Source organism: Collinsella aerofaciens (genome assembly GCF_039752985.1).
In the GTDB taxonomy this organism is placed as follows: domain Bacteria; phylum Actinomycetota; class Coriobacteriia; order Coriobacteriales; family Coriobacteriaceae; genus Collinsella; species Collinsella aerofaciens_BT.
In genome coordinates this window covers 10675-29025 of the sequence record NZ_JBDMHA010000008.1, presented here as the reverse complement: position 1 = coordinate 29025, position 18351 = coordinate 10675, and the positions used below count along the sequence as shown (strand labels likewise).

Genomic DNA, 18351 nt, shown 5'->3' with positions numbered 1-18351 from the left:
CGGCCCCGGCCTGCGGTGACGTAGGTGGCAGTTCTTGGGCATCGCTTGCTGGCGGGGTTCCTTTGCTGAAATGGACTTGGCCGAAAGGACCGCTGGTCCCGGTCGCTGGTTCGCGCTTTGCGCGAACTCCGCGCTACTGGGGGTTCGTTAGGATTCCGCCGCTTGGCCCGTCGCCTCGCCCCGGTTCAGCATCGCCCTCAGTTTCTCGAAGCTTTCCTCGCTCAGGCAGTGCTCCATGTGGCAGCCCTCTTGCGACGCGACCTCAGCCGAAACACCCGCATCCTCCAGCAGCCCCACGAAAAAGCAGTGACGCTCCCACATTTGGCGAGCGACCTCCAGACCACGCTCCGTCAGATGAACGTCGCGCTTGCCCATTTCGACATAGCCGTTGCTTTCCAGCGTCGCCATGGCCTTGGAAACGCTCGCCTTGGTTACGCCGAGGTACTCCGCAACGTCGATCGAGCGCACGATGCCCTGGCGTTCCGACAGAACGTAGATCGATTCGAGATAGTCTTCTCCGGATTCACGTAGGGCCATGGGCCGCCTTTCGCGATGATTGCTAGTTAGCCTTTGGATACTTTCCACGGCTTACTTTACCGCAAAAGTTGCCCATGTCTTACTACTTTGCCTAAAAGTTAGCCGTGTTTCACAAAACGAGCGGGACGAAAACAAAATGGGAACACGCCCCGCAAGGAGTGTCCCCAAGTGCCGAGCCGCAGCTATAGCAGTCCAAAGTACTTCGCGGCGTTGTAGATCCCATCGTCGTCCACGGCGGTCGTCACGTAGGTCGCCGCAGCTTTCACCGTGTCCTGCGCGTTGCCCATGGCCACACTTGTGCCCACGGCCGAGAACATCGACAGGTCGTTCTCGCCGTCGCCAAAGGCAATCGCTTCACTCGCGTCGATGCCCAGGCGCTCCAGCGTCGCCGCCACACCCAGGTCCTTGCCGCCGTTGGCCGGAATAATGTCGCAGAACAGGTCGCACCAGCGCGTGGTGAGCGAATGCGACACGGCATCGGTCACGATATGCTCGTCAACTGGGTCAACAAAGGCACAGAACTGATAGACCGGCGCGTCAAAGGCATGCTCAAACGGCTCCTCGTGGTAGACGATTCCCGCGTTGCTGCCAGCCGTCACCACGCGCTCGGACAGGCGGTTCACAAACGAGTTCTCGCCCTGCATGCACAGTGAGTCGTAGCGCCCCTGCGCCACCTGGTCCACAATCACCGCAACGTCGTCCGGATCGATCGGGCAGCTGCGGTAGACGCCCTTGGCATCAAAACAGTGCTGGCCCGAAAGCGTAATGTACGCATCCCAGCCCAGGTCGAACAGCCAGTCCGGCATCTGGTAGGTCGGACGGCCCGTGGCGATCACGCACGCAATCCCCTGCTCGCGAAAGCTGTCGAGCACCTGCTGCGCCGACGCCGGAATCCGGTGGGTCTTAAAGCTCAGCAGCGTGCCGTCGATATCGAAAAACGCGGCTTTGATCATTCTCGCCTACTCCTCGCCCTCGAGCTTTTCGCTCGCCTCGAGCCACGCCATCTCCAGCTCGTCCATGGCGGCGTGAGCCTCGTCGATCTTTGCCTGCTGCTCGCCGAGCGCCGTGTAGTTGGTGGGATCGACCTGGGCCATGGCGGCCTCGGCCTCCTCCACGCGGGCGCGCTGCGTCTCCATCTTGCGCTCGAGCGAGCTCACCTCGCGGCGGAGCTTCTGACGCTCGGCGTTGGAAAGGCCGTTGGGCTGACCGCTCGACTTGGGCTTGTCGGCAGCAGCCGCCGCACCGGTGTCGAACGTGCCGGTCTTAGCGCTCGGCGCGCCCACGGGCTCGCCCTCGGCGGTAGCGTTGCACAGGCGCAGGTACTGGTCCACGCCGCCGGGCATATGCGTCAGATGGCCATCGAGCAGTGCCCACTGTTGGTCGGTCACGCGCTCCATCAAAAAGCGATCGTGTGTCACCAGGATCAGCGTGCCGGGCCAGCCGTCCAGCAGGTCCTCGACAATCGCGAGCATGTCGGTATCCAGGTCGTTGCCCGGCTCGTCCAGGATGAGCACGTTGGGCTCGTCCAGAATCGTCAGCAACAGCGACAGGCGACGGCGCTGGCCGCCCGAAAGATCGCCGATGCGGCTCCAGAGCTGCTGCGTCGTAAAGCCCAGACGCTCGCAGAGCTTCTCGGGCGAAGTCTCCTTGCCGTCGATGACGTAGTACTTCTTATAGTTGCCGAGCACCTCGCGGATCGTGTCGCCCATGTAGGGTTCGAGCTCCTCGAGCTGCTGCGACAGCACGCCAAAGCGCACTGTCTGGCCAATCTTCACGCGGCCGCGCGTGGGTTCAATCTTGCCCTGGATCACGTCGAGCAGCGTCGACTTGCCGGCACCGTTCTCGCCCAAAAGGCCATAGCGGTCGCCCGCACCAATGAGCCAGGTCACGTCAGAGAGCACCTGCTTGGGCGCGCCATCGGTATCCGCATAGCCGGCGTCCACGTCGACCACATCGATAACCTGCTTGCCCAGACGGCTCACGGCGAGGCGCTTGAGCTCCAGCTCGTCACGCACGGGCGGCACGTCGGCGATCAGCTCGCGAGCGGCATCAACGCGAAACTTGGGCTTGGTGGAACGCGCCTGGGCGCCGCGGCTCAGCCACGCGAGCTCCTTGCGCGCCATGTTGCGACGGCGTTCCTCGGTAACCGCGGCCATGCGGTCGCGCTCCACGCGCTGCAGGATATATGCGGAGTAGCCGCCCTCGAAGGGATCGACCTGGCCGTCGTGGACCTCCCACATGCTGGTGCAGACCTCGTCCAAGAACCAGCGATCGTGCGTGACCACGAGCATGACGCCCTGACCGCGCTGCCAGCGAGCCTTAAGATGGCGTGCAAGCCAGTTGATGGTGCGCATGTCCAGATGGTTAGTGGGCTCGTCGAGCATGAGCACGTCGTAGTCGCCGATCAACAGGCGCGCGAGGTCCACGCGGCGGCGCTGGCCACCCGAAAGCTCGCCCACCGTGCCCTCCCAGGGCACATCGCTAATGAGACCGGCGAGGATCTGGCGCGTGCGGGGGCTCGACGCCCACTCATACTCGGGCGTGTCGCCCACGACGGCATGGTGCACGGTGTCGGTGTCGACAAGCTGGTCCTTTTGGCCGAGCAGGCCGATCGTGGTGCCGCGACGATGCGTCACGCGGCCGTCGTCGGGCTCCAGCGTGCCGGCGAGCACGCTCAGCAGCGTCGACTTGCCGTCGCCGTTTTTACCGACAATACCAATACGGTCGCCCTCGCCCACGCCGAGCGTCACGCTATCGAAAATATGCTTGGTGGGAAACTCTAGGCTGACGGAATCGCATCCCAAAAGAATCGCCATATGCCCTGCTCCTTCGTAGAAATTCAACGTTGTCCATAATAGCAGCGAAAAGGCGGGCCGCACACGACACAAAAAGGCGGGCCATCTCCCAAAAGAGATGACCCGCCTCTCCAATCAGTCCCGTGGCAACCGTGGCCGCCGCGGGCCTCAAGCATGTCCCGGACTAGGAGAACATGCCGGTGAGGTAATCATTCAGCCGCTTATCCTTGGGCCGTTGGAAAATCTCGTCAGTCTCGTCGTACTCGACCATATCGCCCATGTAGAAGAACGCCGTGCGGTTGGACACGCGCGACGCCTGCTCCATGTTGTGCGTCACGATAACGATGGCGCGGTCGGCCACGATCGATGACATGAGGTCCTCGATCGCCAGCGTCGAGATGGGGTCGAGCGCCGAGCAGGGCTCGTCGAACAGAATCACGTCGGGGTTGAGCGCCAGCGTGCGCGCGATGCACAGACGCTGCTGCTGGCCGCCCGAAAGCGCGTAGGCGCTCTTGTCGAGCTTGTCTTTGACCTCGTCCCAAAGCGCCGCGCCGCGCAGGCTTTCCTCGACCATGCGGTCGAGCTCGTCGCGGTCGGTGATGCCGTGGCGCTTAGGCGCAAACGTGATGTTGTCGCGAATGGACTTGCGGAACGGGTTGGGCTGCTGGAACACCATGCCAATGGAACGGCGCAGCTCGTAGGTGTTTTCGGTCTTGGTGTTCACGTTGCGCCCGCGATAGTTGATCTCGCCCTCCACGCGGCAGCCGCGAATCTCGCGATTCATGAGGTTGAGGCTACGCAAGAAGGTCGACTTACCGCAGCCCGAAGGCCCGATGAGCGCCGTGATCTCGCCCTTGTGAAAGTCGAGCGACGTATTGTGCAGTGCATGGTGGTCGCCATAGTACACGTTGACGTCCTTGGTGGAGAGCACGACCTCGTCGCTCACGGCCTTGCCGCTCGCGCGCACGCGCTTCTCGCTCTCCCCCACGCTCGACAAAAAGTCCTGGGTCTCGGACGATGCCGCCTCAGTTGCGGGCGTTGCATTTATCTCGCTCATTCGGCCGTCATCTTCCTTGCCAGTTGTTTGCCCACGATACGGGCGACTACGTTAAACAGCAGCACGCAAATCATCAGCAGCGCCGCGGTGCCCCAAACGATCTGCTGGGCCTCGGGGCTGCCCTCGCCATAGATCTTGTAGATGTGCACGGCGAGCGACTCACCGGGGCGGAACACGTTCCAGGCGCAGGTGGGGCTCGACAGGTTAAAGCTCAAGAAGTTCAGACGCACCGGCGAGCTCATGCCCGAGGTAAAGAGCAGCGCCGCGGCCTCGCCAAAGACGCGGCCGGCCGAAAGCACGATGCCGGTCACGATGGCGGGCATGGCCTCGGGAATCAGGATGTGCAGCGTGGCCTCCCAGCGGGTAAGGCCCATGGCCAGGCATGCATCGCGCTGGGCCTGTGGCACGTCCTCGAGCGCCTGCTGAATCACGCGCACCAGAATGGGGATATTGAACATGGTGAGCGCGACGGCGCCGGAGATGATGGAGTACTTCCAGCCCAGCTGCACCGAGAACACCAGGAAGCCAAACATGCCGACGACGATGGAAGGCAGCGAGGACAGCGTCTCGATGGCGGTAGAGGCGATGTCGCGGATAGGGCCGTTCGGCGCGTACTCAACCAGGAAGACCGCTCCGCCTAGGCTGATGGGCACCGAGATGATCAGAGTGATCAGCAGCAGGTAGAACGAGTCGAACAGCTGGTAGAGCACGCCGCCCTGCGTTCCGTTGGCGCGCGACGGCTCTGTGAGAAAGCCCGGCTGGAACAGCGTCGAGATGCCCTCGAACAGGATATAGGCCACCATGGAGATGACGATGAGCATGACGATGGCGACGATCGCCGTCAGCACGCCCGTGGCGATGCGATCCTGCTTTTGGACACGCCCGAGCCTCGCCTCGTCGATGTGGATGCGCGTGCTAGCCACGAGCCTTCGCCCCCTTGCGGCCAATGAGATGGATGATCAGGATGAAGATGAGGCTCATGCCCATCAGCAGCAGACCGAGTGCCCACAGGACGTCGTCCTGGGCCGAGCCCTCGGCGTAGACCGCCATGGACGTGGTGAGCGTGGTGGTGATGGTCGAAGCCGGCGACAGCAGCGACGTCGGCATGGCCTCGATGCCGCCGATGACCATGCGCACGGCGAGCGTCTCGCCAAAGGCGCGGGTCATGCCCAAGATAACCGCGGTCATGAGCGACGGCATGGCGGACTTGAGCACCACGTGCCAGATGGTCTGCCAGCGGGTGTAGCCCAGCGCGAGCGAGCCCTGTCGGTAGCCGTCGGGCACGGCGCGCAGGCCATCGACCGAAAGCGTGGTCATCGTCGGCAGAATCATGACCGCCAGCACGATGGCGCCGGGCAAGATGCCCAGGCCCGTGCTCACGTGGAAAACGCTCTTCATAAGACCGACGACCACGTGAAAACCGATCAGGCCAAAGACGACCGAGGGGATGCCGGTCAAAAGCTCAATGAGCGGCTGAAAGATCTTAGAGCCAAACTTAGGGCTAATCTCGACCGCAAAGATGGCAGAGCCGATGGCGATGGGCAGCGCGATAAGCGTGGAGAGTACCATGACCGCAAACGAGGTGACGATCAGGGGCAGGGCGCCGGTATAGGGCAGGCCGTTTTCGGCTGTGTTGGCCAGGTCCCACTTGGTGCCGGTGAAAAACTCGACGACCGAGACGCCGTCCTTGACAAAAGCCGAGAGGCCCTTTTGGGCGACCATAAAGATGAGCGCGGCAACGACAAGCGTCACGAGCGCTACGCACGCGCCCGTGACGCCCAGGCCCACGTTCTCAAGGTCGCGCTTTGGCAGCTGTTTTGCCATTGCAAACCTTTCCGGGGCGATTACCTATTTAGCAGAGACCTTGCCGCTGGCGTCCTTGACGACCTTCATGGCAGAGACGGGGATGAAGCCCTGCTCCTCGACGAGCTTGCCCTGGACGTCGTCGGAAAGCATGAACTCTAGGAAGGCCTTGGTGGCCTCGTCGGCGTCCTTGGAGCAGTACATGTGCTCGGTAGTCCAGATCTTGAAGGAGTCGTCGGTGACGTTTGCGCTCTTGGGCTCCACGCCCTCGACCTTGATGGCGTTGAACTTGGAGTCATCGAAGTGCGAGAAGTCGAGGTAGGAGATGGCGTTATCGGTGCTGCCCATCTGAGTCTGGACGTCGCCGGACTTGTCGAGCTCGGCGTCGCCCTTAAAGTCGACGGTCTCGTCGCCAAAGACGGCGGCCTCGAAGGTGGCGCGGGTACCGGAGCCGGCCTTGCGGTTGAGGACGACGATGGTGGCGTCGTCGCCGCCGACCTCCTTCCAGTTGGTAATCTGGCCGGAGAAGATACCCTTGAGCTGCTCGAGGGACAGGTCGTCGACCTTGACGTTCTTGGAGACGACGGGGCCCATGCCCACGACGGCGACCTCGTGGTCGACGAGGTTCTTGACTTGGTCGGCCTCGAGCTTGGTCTCGGCGAAGACGTCGGAGTTGCCGATGGTGACGGTGCCGGCGGCGACAGCGGTCAGGCCCTTGCCCGAACCGTTACCCGAGCCGGAGACGGAGACATCGGGGTTGGCGTCCATGAACTTCTCGGCAGCGGCCTCGACGAGAGCCTGGAACGAAGAGGCACCGTCGTAGGTCACCTCGCCGGAGACGGACTCGGCAGCAGCGGCGCTACCCTTGTCGGCGGCGTCGGAAGCGCCGGAGCCGCCGCACCCAACGAGACCGAGACCGACGATGCTGGCAAGACCACCAGCGAGGCCGAGGAACTGACGACGAGAATAAGCCTGATCGAGCATGATCTTCCTTTCATACATGCGATTCGCGGGCACCCTGCCCGCTTTGCTGTTTGGAAAGATACGGCCTCGATCGGGCAGTGCCCGCGCCAACTGCGGTTTCTTACGGGCATTTGATAGACCCTTACCGCAAGCGCAGCACGGCCTTTACAAACGAATAACAAACCCTCCACCAAGCATGACCCGCCTTTTACACCAATAAAAACAAAGTTGCGGTGAAATAGTTCCTGCTTGGCCATCAAATGGCCCATTCTAGGAACTATTCCACCGCAACTTAGATTGGGAAACCGCGAAACCTTAAAGTTCGAGTTCGTTGAGGCGCAGGATGGCCACGATGTAGATTTTAAGCGCCTGCTTGAGCTGTTCCTCGTTGGCGCACTCGTTGGGGCCGTGCATCTGGCCGCCCCACGAGGGCAGCTCCAGGCCGGTCTCCTCGGGGCCAAACGAGACGGCGCGGGCAAAGTTGCGCGCGTACGTGCCGCCGCCCATGGCAAAGGGTTCAGCATGCTTGCCGGTGAACTCGTTATAGGTATCGATAAGCGCCTTCACGGCCGGATCATCGGCAGAGACCGAGAACGGCACCTTCGCGCGACCCAGCTGGCACGTCACGCCGAAACGGCCCACGAGCGGATCGAGCTGCTCGCGGATGGTATCGGCACTCGTGCTGTCGGGGAAGCGCACGTCGATGACCTGCTCGATATGGCCATCCGCCACGCGGATGACGCCAGCGTTGCAGGTAAGCGGGCCAAACGCCGGACTCGTCGCATCGATACCCAGGCCGCGGCCATAGGCGTCCGCATGCACAAAGGCCAAAAACTTGACAAACTCGTGCTCGGCGGGCGTCAACAGGCGCTTGTCACGGGCGCCAAACGCGTCCTCGGCCTCGCGCAGATACGCCACGATCAGGCCGACAGCGTTGATAGTGCCCTCAGGCATCGAGGCATGACCGCCAATGCCGTGGGCAAAAATCTGCGCATGCCCGTTATCGAGTGTCGTGATCTCAAGGCGATCGGCGTTCTCGACCGGCGCCGGCAGCTCATCGGCGGCAATCGCGAGCTCGCAGATAGACTGCGACGGAATGGCGTTGCTCGCCTCGGCACCGCTCCAGGACACAATGCGCCCGCCGTCGATCTTGGGGCTCACGAACGTCGCCCCAAACTGGCCCTTCTCGGCATTGCAGACCGGGAACTCGGCATCGGGCGTAAACAAAAAGTCGGGGTCTGCGTTGTTCTCCAGATAATGGTGAACGTCGGACATGCCCACTTCCTCATCGCAGCCCAGCAGCGCGCGGAAGGTGTAGCGCGGAACAATGCCGTGCTTGAGCAAGTAGGCGCCGGCGTAGAGTGACAATACCGCCGGGCCCTTGTCGTCAATCACGCCGCGACCGAGCAGCCAGCCCTCGCGGCGCTCCATGGTGAACGGGTCGGTGTTCCAGCCAGGGCCGGCGGGAACCACGTCCACGTGGCAGATAGTCGCGAGCTGTTTGTCGCCGCGGCCCGGGATATCGGCGATTCCCACATAGCCCTCGTCGTCGCTCGTCTGATAGCCGAGCTTCTGCGCGATGCCGAGCGCGCAATCGAGCGCGTCACGGACCGGGCGGCCAAACGGCGCGCCGGGCTCCGCATCGGCAGAAACTGCCACGGACGGATAACTCACCAGCTGCTCGATATCGGCGACGACATCCTCCCAGACCTCGTCGACATACTCGGCAACGCTCTGCTCCACCTGATTCATGGACGACCTCCTTACCAATGAGCGGCGAGCGTGCCCGCCCCTCACATCAAATACCTATATAGCGAAAAGTTTAGCAAGCTCGGCCACCGAGTGCACCACTGCATCGGCACCCGCCGCCTCGTGCTCGCCCGGCGCCGCCGCGCCCGAATAGATACCAATGCACGGCACGCTCATCGCGTGCGCGCCCTCGACGTCGTTAAAGCGATCGCCGATCATCACGGCATCGCCCGCGGCCGCACCCAAGGCCGCCAACGCGTCGCGGACCGAATCGGCCTTGGTCTCGCGCCCCTGCGGCGGATTCATGCCAACCACCGCCTCAAACTGCGAAAGCCCCAGCTCGTCCACCATGTCAATGCACTTTGCCTCCATGCGTGACGTCGCCACGGCCAAGCGATGCCCCTGCGCGACAAGGCCATCGAGCAGCTCGGGGATTCCATCGAACACGGGATACTCTTCCGGTCCCAGCTCATCAAAAAAGGCACGGTACTCGTCGGCCACCACAAGCGACTCCTCGCGTGTAAAGCCGTAAAAGTCGTGGAAGCTCTTCCACAGCGGAGGCCCGATCATGCGACGCAGGTCACCCATCTGCGCCTCCGAAAACCCGCGCGCGGCCAACGTCTTGCGCGTCGAGGTCATCACCGCTCGACCCGTATCTGCCACCGTGCCATCGAAATCAAACAGCACGACCGGCCGCTTGCATATCTCCAGCGCCTCCATCGGCATCCCTCTTCCCCAGTTGACGATTTCCACACCGACACTTCAAACTGTTGACTATTCAACAATTGAACCTATAAATGTGGAACGACTCCACTATACTTGTCGCACTTTGCTCTCAGAAGGCGGCGCTGCCGCGCCCCAACGAAAGGTGCAATTATGTCTTTTGCCATCATAACCGACTCCACGTCGGACATCTCCCCCGCCCGCGCCCAAGAGCTCGGCATTTACGTCATTCCGCTGCATGTGATTATCGAAGGCGAGGACCTGCTCGACCAGGTACAGATCACCGCCCAGGAGTACGTCGCCCGCATGGCCGGCTCCGAGCAGCTGCCGCATACCTCGCAGCCGAGTGCCGGCGAGTTCAAGGCGCTGTTTGACCGCGTGCGCGCCGATGGCCACGACAGCGCGATCTTTATCTCGCTGTGCAGCGAGTGGTCCGCCTGCTATTCCAATGCATGCCTGGTCGCCGAGACCCACGAGCTCGACGTGCGCTGCATCGATTCGCGCACCGGCTCGGGTGCCGAGGGCCTGCTGGTGGAGTACGCGCTCGCCATGCGCGAGGACGGCCGCAGCCTGGACGAGACCGAGGCACAGATCCGCGCGACCCTGCCCGACGCGCACCTGCTGCTGATTCCCCGCACGCTCGAGAACCTCGTTAAGAACGGCCGCGCGCCCAAGCTCGCCGGCCAGCTCACGCAGATGCTCAATATTCGCCTGGCCGTTTCGCCGGAGTGGCAGTCGGGCGAGATCAAGGCCATCAAGAAGGGCCGCGGCGCCAAGCGCATCGTCGCCAACACCATGGCCGACTGCCTCGCGTTTTTGGCCGAGCACCCGGGCTCAAGCGTGCGCGTGCTCACGACCGGCGCCGCCGAGGAGCAGGAACTTGTCAACGAGGCGCTCGCGGGCCAGGACTACGTAGACGCCGGCACCGGCCCCATCGGCTGCACCATCGCCACCCACGTAGGCGTCGATGCCATCGCCATCAGCTACTGCCCCCGCTACCAGCCCACCCGCTAAGAGCACCCATACCACTTGCGGTGAAATAGGGACTGTTTTTGGCTCATCAGCCGCCAATCAAACCCTATTCCACCGCAACTTTTTTGCTGCGCCATCCAAATACAAGATATTGCTGGCAATCGGCGCGTTCCCAGCTGTTTGGGGAGCTATGATTAGCCCCGAACGATACCCCGTGGGCAAAAAATGCCAAATATGAGTACTGCCACCATTTTAGTAGCAGCAAAATCTCGCTGAAATTGCCCCCTTCCACCGATTTCAAGCTCCATAAAGCCCCGAATCGTCATGTTTAGGGGGTTGTATATATTAAATCGCAGTCAATTGGTCTTAAAAACTTTCCAAATAATATGGTACTAACTAAGCAACAGTACTCATATTTGCCATTTTTTGCCCACCAGGTCCGAATGAAGCACGCTCTGTATGCCTCCGGCTACCCACATGACCGCAAATCCTGGTTATCAAGGGCCGTCGCGCGCTTTGACATCGACCGAAAGCCGCTCGCGGAATAATCCCTCGCCATTAGCGAACTTGAATCGAAATTAGATATCCCAAAAAGCCGCAATGCCGTACCCTCGTCTCAACAACTCCAGTACAAGGACGGCATTCAAATGGGCAACACCATGCATCAATACGCCCTCTTTGGGACCGCACAATTTAAATACGATCAGACGATCACGCATATATCGGACCAACACCGACAAATCGTCATTTGCAACAACGGTTCAGACGTACGCTACGTCACTCTTGAAGAGTGGGAAGAAGCTGGCGCTTTGTTCGATGAACGAGCGCAAATCGAGGGCATCGTCACCAGCGCGAGCCCAGCACGTGACAAACTCGAGCTCTTTCGCAGTCTCTTTACTTGCCGCAAAGATGTTTACGCTCATGGATATCGCAGAAAAGACGGGGGCATCGGCTATACGCCCGCTTGCGCAAATGAGTGGAAACCGGGAATTTGCCCCAAAGCAGCCCAACAAAGAATCAGATGCGCGGAGTGCACAAATCGCGTCTTCCCCGAATTAAGCGATGCCACAATCATCGCTCACTTTAAAGGCAAGGACGACCGATTCCGTGACGTCCTCGGGCAATATGTGCTCGACAGGAACTGCAACACGAAAGTTCTCGTCATCGATTTTGACAAAGCGGACTGGAAAGAGGCAACAAATGCCGTACGGCTTGTTGCAAAACGACGGGGCATTAACGCCGCCGTTGAGCGCTCAAGGTCCGGCAACGGCGCACACATCTGGTTTTTCTTCCTCGAGCCAATCGACGCAAAGGCTGCCAGAGAGTTTGGAAGTTACCTCATAACCGAAGCCGCGGCGCTTAATAAAACAATCACGTTCGAGGCCTTTGATCGAATGCTCCCCGCTCAGGTCACTATCCCCGATGGAGGCTTTGGAAACCTCATCGCACTTCCCTTTCAAGGCAAGGCACAACGTGAAGGAAACAGCGTATTTGTAGACGAGCAATTCGAGCCCTTTCCCGACCAATGGCTCTACCTGTCCCAAATCCAGCTGATTCCGCGCTCGACGGTGCATAATTTGATCGAGGCCACTGGAAACAACCCACACGGGCTAGCAACAGTTGCGGTGGCAAACAAAACCAAACGATATGCCCAAAAACCACGAAAGCGGCTACCGCTCACATCGCGAGACTTTCCCTCATCGCTGCCCGTCACACAAGCCGATATGCTGTACATCCCCGAGAAGTCTCTGAGTCCAGCGGCTCAGATGGAAATCCGCGGGCTCGCAACATTCGCCAACCCGGAATTCTTCCGCGCGCAATCTATGCATCAATCAGTATTCGGTAAACCGCGGCTCATAGACCTCAGTGAGCTTAGAGGCGGCTGTGTCGCGATTCCCAGAGGCTGCAAAACCAAGCTTGAGCAGCTGCTCCAAGAAACCGGCGTTACTGCCCACTATTTAGACGAACGCCAATCCGATAATCAAATTGTGATGACATTTAAAGGCGCCCTTCGCCCTGAACAGCAAATCGCCGCTGACCAGATGCTCTCGTACGAAGATGGAATCATGTCAGCGCCGACGGGCTTCGGTAAAACCGTCATCGGGGCTTATCTTATTGCCGCCATTGGTCTTCCAACGCTCGTCATCGTTCCCAAGACTGCACTCATAACCCAATGGAAATCCCAGCTCGAGCGATTTATCGACATTACGGACAACAGAGAACCCGTCCGAACCCCAAAAGGACGAATCAGCAAGAGGCAGCCTCCGGTCATCGGACAAATAGGAGGAGGCAAAAATGCCGTAAGCGGCCTCGTCGACGTCGCTTCGTTCCAGTCGCTGTCTGGCAAAGACCCTCAAACCGGGGAGCCGATAGTTAAGGACCTTGTTCGTAATTACGGCCTCATTATCTGCGACGAATGTCACCACGCCGCCGCGCCACAGCTCGAGCTTGTTCTCAAGTCTGCCCCGGCCAAATACGTATACGGCCTTTCCGCAACGCCCGAGCGCTCCGACGGCCTTACGAGGGCGCTCTCCATGCTTTGCGGCCCGCTTCGCTATGTCATCGATCCAAAAACGCAAGCGATCCAGCAGGGCATCCAGCGCATCGTACGGCCTCGTTTTACCGGAATTCGACTACCCGCCTACGAGCCAGGTGCAAGCTTCAATCAGATTCTCGACCTTCTGTGCGCGCATGCAGCTAGAAACGAATTGATTGTCAACGACGCTCTTGAAGCCGCGTCAAACAGTCGGCATCCGCTCGTGCTGTCTAAAAGGAAAAAGCATGCTGAGGAGCTGTTCAGACTGTTTAAAGATCGAGGACACGAACCCATTCTCCTGACCGGAGAAATCGACGTCAAGGAAAGAAGAGCGATACTGAACAGTCTTCCCTGCTTCGAGCATGAACATCGAATCATCGTCGCCACCGAAAGCCTTCTGAGCGAGGGATTCGATCTGTCCTACCTTGATACCCTACTCATTGCCACGCCGATATCGTGGGACGGCAGCATCACGCAGCAGGCGGGCAGACTGCATAGAAGTCACGAGGGCAAGCGGCGGGTTGAGATATTCGACTACGTTGACCTGTCGATACCCATGCTCGCCCGCATGTACCAGAAGAGACTCAAGACCTACGCCAAGCTCGGGTACGAAGTCTACGCGACCGGAGGCAGCGAGCAGTCCGATCAAAACATTCTCATAGAACCGGCTAATGCCATAGAGACTCTAGTTGAAGACATCGTCGGTGCCGCCAAGAGCATCTTCATTGCCGCACCCTACGCATCCGCCGCCTGCCTCGCAAAGCTCGGCGATACAATCAGAGATGCCATTGCCCGAGGGATTGCCCTTGAGATTTACCTTGCCTCGACTCCGCGTGAAGATGCAAAAGAGACTTTGGCCGAAATGAACGTCGAGTATGCCATTAGAGCAGAAGGGCGTTTGTGTGCAGTGATAATTGACGAAGAAACTGTCTGGTACGGAACGATCCCGCTGCTAGCTTTCCCAAAGAACGAAGACTGCAGCATCAGGTTCAAAAACAGCGAGATCGCAGCGGAGCTCTTAGACGAAGTCAGCCACAAGGGGAAGCCAGATGCCGCGTCAACAGACGGAACATCTCCATCACTTGCGGTGAAATAGGGACTGTTTTTGGCTTATAAGCCGCAAATCAATCCCTATTTCACCGCAACTTAGAAGTGAGTGGCTAGCTCAGTGGGCCCTGAAATAACTCTTGATGCGAACCCATTCTTACCAGTCGAATCACCGGATTGGTTTTATGCGGCAGGTAGAGAACGACCACGTCGACCAGGCCATCGGAAAGATGAAAATCGATGTGACCGTTGTAATTGCCGCCCGGGTTGGAGAGCTCGTGGGCACCGTACTCTGCCGGAAGCACGCCGTGTGCCGCAAGCTCGGCAACTGCCGCCTTAAACTCGGTTTTTAGCTGCGGGTGGCTCTGCATCGCTCGCTTATAGTCGGCCTTAAACTGAGCCTCGACCTTAATTTCAAACATCGTCTAATCCTCATCGAGGAACGACATCAACTCATCAACGTTATCGAATGACGGGCTGTCGTCTGGCAGAATCCCCAGCTCACGAGCCTCGGCGATCACCATAGCGCGCCTCGTCGCCTCGTTGGGTACCTCCGGCCGCCCCACAATCTCAAACGGAATCTTCCGCTGGTTCACAAGCTGCCGAACAGCAAGGTTGAGATACGAATTAAGGTTCAGGCCAACCGAATCTAAAAACTCAGTCGCCTGCTCCTTAAGCCCCTCCTCGATGCGGACCGTCGTGGGCTTAATCGTTGCAGTAGACATACGCGACCTCCTCGCCCTCGTCTTTTGCATCAGTATACCCAATAAAAATGGCAATCTGATGTTAGATAGCATCAGATTGCCATGCATATTCATGTCGCAGCGGCACGATTGCTCTACATCAGCCCGCTCAGGGCGACGTCGACCGCTTCGTTGAGGTCGTCGGTAATGTGTACCAGATCCGGATCGAGCGGGCTGATCATACCGGCGCTCATCACCGGGCCGTTGAGCCAGTCGAATAGGCCCTGCCAGTACTCGCTGCCCACCAGCACGAGCGGCATGCGCTTGACCTTGTGCGTCTGCACCAGCGTGAGAACCTCGAACATCTCGTCGAGCGTGCCAAAGCCGCCGGGAAATACGATGGCGCCCGAGCTGTACTTAACGAACATGGTTTTGCGCACAAAGAAGTAGCGGAAGTCCATGCCGAGGTTCACGTATTTGTTGAGCCCCTGCTCGTGCGGAAGCTCGATACCCAGGCCGACCGACTTGCCGTTGGCGCTCGCCGCTCCCCTGTTGGCTGCCTCCATGACGCCGGGACCGCCGCCGGTGATAACCGCCACGCCGCGCTGGGCGATTTTGCGCCCGACGGTACGCGCCGCCTTGTAGAGCTGATCGGTCTTGGGCGTGCGGGCACTGCCGAAGATGGTCACCGCGGGCCCGAGCTCGGCAAGCGCGCCAAAGCCATCGACAAACTCTGCCTGAATTCGCAGCACGCGCCAGGGGTCGGCGTGCAGCCAGTCAGTCGACTCCTCGGGCGCCAGCAGGTTGGCGTAGGTGTTGTCCTTAGGAATCATGGGGCCGCGCATGACCACGGGGCCGCGGCGGTACGTCTCGTCGTAGGCAGGCTCGCCCTCGACGTTCTCATTCTTAATCATGGGTACTCCTATCGAGAAAAAGAAAAGCGGGCGGGGTCGACGCCATGCGTCAAACACCCGCCCGAACATCAACTATTCGGTATGGTACCCACGATGCATCAAGCACTTGCAAGCTATCGATCAGCGGTCGCGCAACCGGTGTCAGCGAATGTGACGACCGGCTGGCGCTCGACCATTGCCGTGCCCACGCTCTGCAAGCGTGTCTGTCGCTCTTAGTAATCCACCGCCGCAGGGCTGTTCATCCAGTCACTCACGAACGCGCCGTAACGACCCTCGATAATGGACTGGCGGGCGCGCTGCATCAGGTTGAGCAGGTAGTAGATGTTGTGCATCGACAGCAGAATGCCGCCGAGCATCTCCTTCTGCGTGACCATGTGACGGATGAGCGCGCGGCTGTAGCCGCCCGTGCACACCGGGCAGGTGCAGGTGGGGTCGATGGGGCCGTCGTCGTGCGCAAAGCGAGCGTTACGGAAGTTAAGGCGACCTTCACTGGAGAACGCCGTACCCATGCGACCGGTGCGCGTCGGCAGCACACAGTCGAACATATCGATGCCCACGCCCACGCCGCGCACGAGCGTGGTGGGGTTGCCGACACCCATCAGGTAGCGCGGCTTATGCTTGGGCATGTACTCGCTCACGAGCGGCGCCAGGGTCTCGAACATGGTCTCGTGATCCTCGCCCACCGAATAGCCACCGATACCATAGCCCGGGAAGTCGCCGCACTCCTCCAGATGGCGCAGCGAACGCAGGCGCAGATCCAGGTGCATGCCGCCCTGAACGATGCCAAAGAGCGCCTGGTCATCACGGGTATGCGCCTTATAGCAGCGCTCGGCCCACATGCTCGACAGCTCAACGGCGCGCTCAACGTAGGCGCGCGTGGCGGGATAGCCCGGGCACTGGTCGAGCTGCATGCAGATATCGGAGCCGAGTTTCATGGCGATTTCCATGTTGTCCTCGGGCGTCCAAAACACGTGGCGGCCGTCGTAATCGTTGACGATAAAGCGCACGCCCTCATCGGTGAGCTTGACGGCATCGTTGTGGCTGAAGACCTGGAAACCGCCCGAGTCGGTGAGGATGGGGCCGTGCCAGTTCATGAACTTGTGCAGGCCGCCCAGCTCGGCGATGGTGTCCTCGCCGGGACGCATGGACAGATGATAGGTATTGGCGAGCACGATCTGGGCGCCGAGCTTCTTGACAGTCTCGGTAGGAATGCCCTTGACGTTTGCCTTGGTGCCCACGGGCATAAAAATCGGCGTCTCGATGTCGCCGTGCGGGGTGTGCAGTACGCCGGCACGCGCGTGCGTCGTCGGGTCCTCGGCGATCAGGTCGAATTTAAAAAGGTTCTGGTCCATAAACTGGAACTCCTTGGTTGCGGTTCATACGCAAACCATTATACGGGCAACCCGCAAGAAGCACCGACTCGACAGAAACTGGTGCAAAGGGGTCATAGTCGTTTAAGAACGTCCCCAACGACTACTTTTCGCCAGCAACGCAAACGCCGATGTTTTGGCACCGACAGCGAAAACCCGCCAGAGCGAGCAAGGTGCCTTGAAACGAGGCGGCATTGATCTTTTGATCATGCCGCCGAAGTTGAAAGGCAGATTGCCGCTCTGGCGGGTTTGCAGCGTCAACTGGTTACGCGGTTCGTAGAACCGCGTAACCCCTAGGGACGCTGGCCCATGCCACCCTCGAGGGTGACGGTCTCGCCGTTCATGTACTTAAAGTCGGGACCGCAGAGCTGAACGACCACGCGGCCGATTTCCTTCTCGACGTCGCCGTAGTGGCCTGCCGGCGGCATGTGGACATTGGCCTTGAACGCCTCGGGATAGGCATCCTGGAAGTTCTCGAGCGCAGCGGTCCAAGCAAGCGGACAAACGATATTGACGTTGATGCCGTCCTTGCCCCACTCGTTGGCGGCAACGCGAGTCAGACCGCGGATGCCCTCCTTGGCGGCGGCATAGCTGCACTGGCCGTAGTTGCCAAACAGGCCGGCGCCCGAGGCAAAGTTGACCACGGAGCCCTTGGTCTCCTTCAGGTGCGGATAGGCCTTCTGCATGTACAGATAGGTAGCATACAGACCGGAGTAAATGGCCAGGTTAAACTGATCCATGGTGTGGTCGGCGATGGTCACACCCGAGGCGCTGGCCTGGGCGTTGTTGACGACGGCGTCGATGCGGCCGAACTCCTCAATGGCCTTGTCGATGACGTTCTGGACGACGGCCTCGTTGTCCTGACCAGCCGAGACATCGGCCTGAACAGGCAGAACCTTGACGCCGTACTCGGCCTCGAGGGACTCCTTGGCGGCCTCGAGCTTGGCGACGTTGCGGCCGGTGATAACGAGGTTCGCGCCCTCCTTGGCAAAAGCGATATCGATGCCGTAACCGATGGAGCCAGCGGAGCCGTCCTTAAGCGTGGCCTTGCCGCCGCCGGTGACGATCACGGTCTTACCAGTGAAAAGTCCCATATAAAGTCCTTTCAAATCGCGACGGGCGCACCCGCCGACTGCGCGCATCCAAATAAACGCGCCAAAAGCTGAAATGCAACTTTAACGGGTTCAAGCGAAAAATAAAGC

Annotated in this window: 16 protein-coding genes; 2 read left to right on the top strand and 14 right to left on the bottom strand. The window is 60.1% G+C overall.

Translation table 11 applies throughout. The annotated features are described in order from the left end of the window. Positions 1–147: 147 nt before the first annotated feature. The 9 genes from ABHR76_RS02035 to ABHR76_RS01995 form a co-directional block, all read right to left on the bottom strand. Positions 148–537 carry a metal-dependent transcriptional regulator gene (locus ABHR76_RS02035; protein WP_006235431.1) on the bottom strand — a complete coding sequence of 130 codons (390 nt, stop codon included), beginning with the start codon at positions 535–537 and terminating at the stop codon, positions 148–150. 182 nt (positions 538–719) lie between these two features. Then, a complete protein-coding gene (locus ABHR76_RS02030; RefSeq protein WP_117747048.1) occupies positions 720–1490 on the bottom strand; it encodes a Cof-type HAD-IIB family hydrolase in 771 nt (256 codons plus the stop codon). Positions 1491–1496: 6 nt separating this feature from the next. Then, positions 1497–3353, bottom strand: coding sequence for an ABC-F family ATP-binding cassette domain-containing protein (locus ABHR76_RS02025; RefSeq protein ID WP_346976685.1), 1857 nt, complete (start codon positions 3351–3353; stop codon positions 1497–1499). A 163-nt stretch (positions 3354–3516) separates the two neighbouring features. After that, a complete protein-coding gene (gene pstB / locus ABHR76_RS02020; protein WP_199409513.1) occupies positions 3517–4389 on the bottom strand; it encodes a phosphate ABC transporter ATP-binding protein PstB in 873 nt (290 codons plus the stop codon). Next, complete coding sequence (gene pstA, locus ABHR76_RS02015) at positions 4386–5312, bottom strand: phosphate ABC transporter permease PstA (RefSeq protein WP_171021525.1); 927 nt, start codon at positions 5310–5312, stop codon at positions 4386–4388. The genes pstB and pstA overlap by 4 nt, the downstream gene beginning before the upstream one ends. Continuing rightward, positions 5305–6213, bottom strand: a complete 909-nt coding sequence (gene pstC, locus ABHR76_RS02010) for a phosphate ABC transporter permease subunit PstC (RefSeq protein WP_006235426.1) — start codon at positions 6211–6213, stop codon at positions 5305–5307. Before pstC ends, pstA begins: the two co-directional genes overlap by 8 nt. Before the next feature lie 24 nt (positions 6214–6237). Next, positions 6238–7176, bottom strand: coding sequence for a phosphate ABC transporter substrate-binding protein (locus ABHR76_RS02005; RefSeq protein WP_346976684.1), 939 nt, complete (start codon positions 7174–7176; stop codon positions 6238–6240). A 294-nt stretch (positions 7177–7470) separates the two neighbouring features. After that, positions 7471–8907: a M20 family metallopeptidase gene (locus ABHR76_RS02000; RefSeq protein WP_346976683.1), complete on the bottom strand. Its 1437-nt coding sequence runs from the start codon at positions 8905–8907 to the stop codon at positions 7471–7473. Between the two features lie 54 nt (positions 8908–8961). Further along, on the bottom strand, positions 8962–9624 hold the full coding sequence (locus ABHR76_RS01995; protein WP_346976682.1) for an HAD hydrolase-like protein: 663 nt from the start codon (positions 9622–9624) through the stop codon (positions 8962–8964). Positions 9625–9780: 156 nt separating this feature from the next. Here ABHR76_RS01995 and ABHR76_RS01990 point away from each other — a divergent pair, with 156 nt between their 5' ends. Both ABHR76_RS01990 and ABHR76_RS01985 read left to right on the top strand, forming a co-directional pair. Further along, on the top strand, positions 9781–10641 hold the full coding sequence (locus ABHR76_RS01990; RefSeq protein WP_346976681.1) for a DegV family protein: 861 nt from the start codon (positions 9781–9783) through the stop codon (positions 10639–10641). 605 nt (positions 10642–11246) lie between these two features. Continuing rightward, positions 11247–14231 (top strand): TOTE conflict system archaeo-eukaryotic primase domain-containing protein, encoded by a 2985-nt coding sequence (locus ABHR76_RS01985; RefSeq protein ID WP_346976680.1) that lies wholly within the window; start codon positions 11247–11249, stop codon positions 14229–14231. A 64-nt stretch (positions 14232–14295) separates the two neighbouring features. On the opposite strand, the gene ABHR76_RS01980 is transcribed toward ABHR76_RS01985, so the two are convergent. The 5 genes from ABHR76_RS01980 to ABHR76_RS01960 all read right to left on the bottom strand — a co-directional run bounded on the left by ABHR76_RS01980 (position 14296) and on the right by ABHR76_RS01960 (position 18243). Further along, positions 14296–14604: a type II toxin-antitoxin system RelE/ParE family toxin gene (locus tag ABHR76_RS01980; RefSeq protein WP_195535161.1), complete on the bottom strand. Its 309-nt coding sequence runs from the start codon at positions 14602–14604 to the stop codon at positions 14296–14298. A gap of 3 nt (positions 14605–14607) precedes the next feature. Next, positions 14608–14907 carry a type II toxin-antitoxin system RelB/DinJ family antitoxin gene (locus ABHR76_RS01975; protein ID WP_195535160.1) on the bottom strand — a complete coding sequence of 100 codons (300 nt, stop codon included), beginning with the start codon at positions 14905–14907 and terminating at the stop codon, positions 14608–14610. A gap of 113 nt (positions 14908–15020) precedes the next feature. Next, the gene (locus tag ABHR76_RS01970; protein ID WP_346976679.1) at positions 15021–15779 is read right to left on the bottom strand and encodes an LOG family protein; all 759 of its coding nucleotides are present in this window, start codon (positions 15777–15779) and stop codon (positions 15021–15023) included. A 212-nt stretch (positions 15780–15991) separates the two neighbouring features. Beyond that, positions 15992–17131 carry a tRNA guanosine(34) transglycosylase Tgt gene (tgt, locus tag ABHR76_RS01965; protein WP_346976678.1) on the bottom strand — a complete coding sequence of 380 codons (1140 nt, stop codon included), beginning with the start codon at positions 17129–17131 and terminating at the stop codon, positions 15992–15994. A 311-nt stretch (positions 17132–17442) separates the two neighbouring features. After that, positions 17443–18243 carry an SDR family NAD(P)-dependent oxidoreductase gene (locus ABHR76_RS01960; RefSeq protein WP_006235414.1) on the bottom strand — a complete coding sequence of 267 codons (801 nt, stop codon included), beginning with the start codon at positions 18241–18243 and terminating at the stop codon, positions 17443–17445. Positions 18244–18351 lie beyond the last annotated feature (108 nt).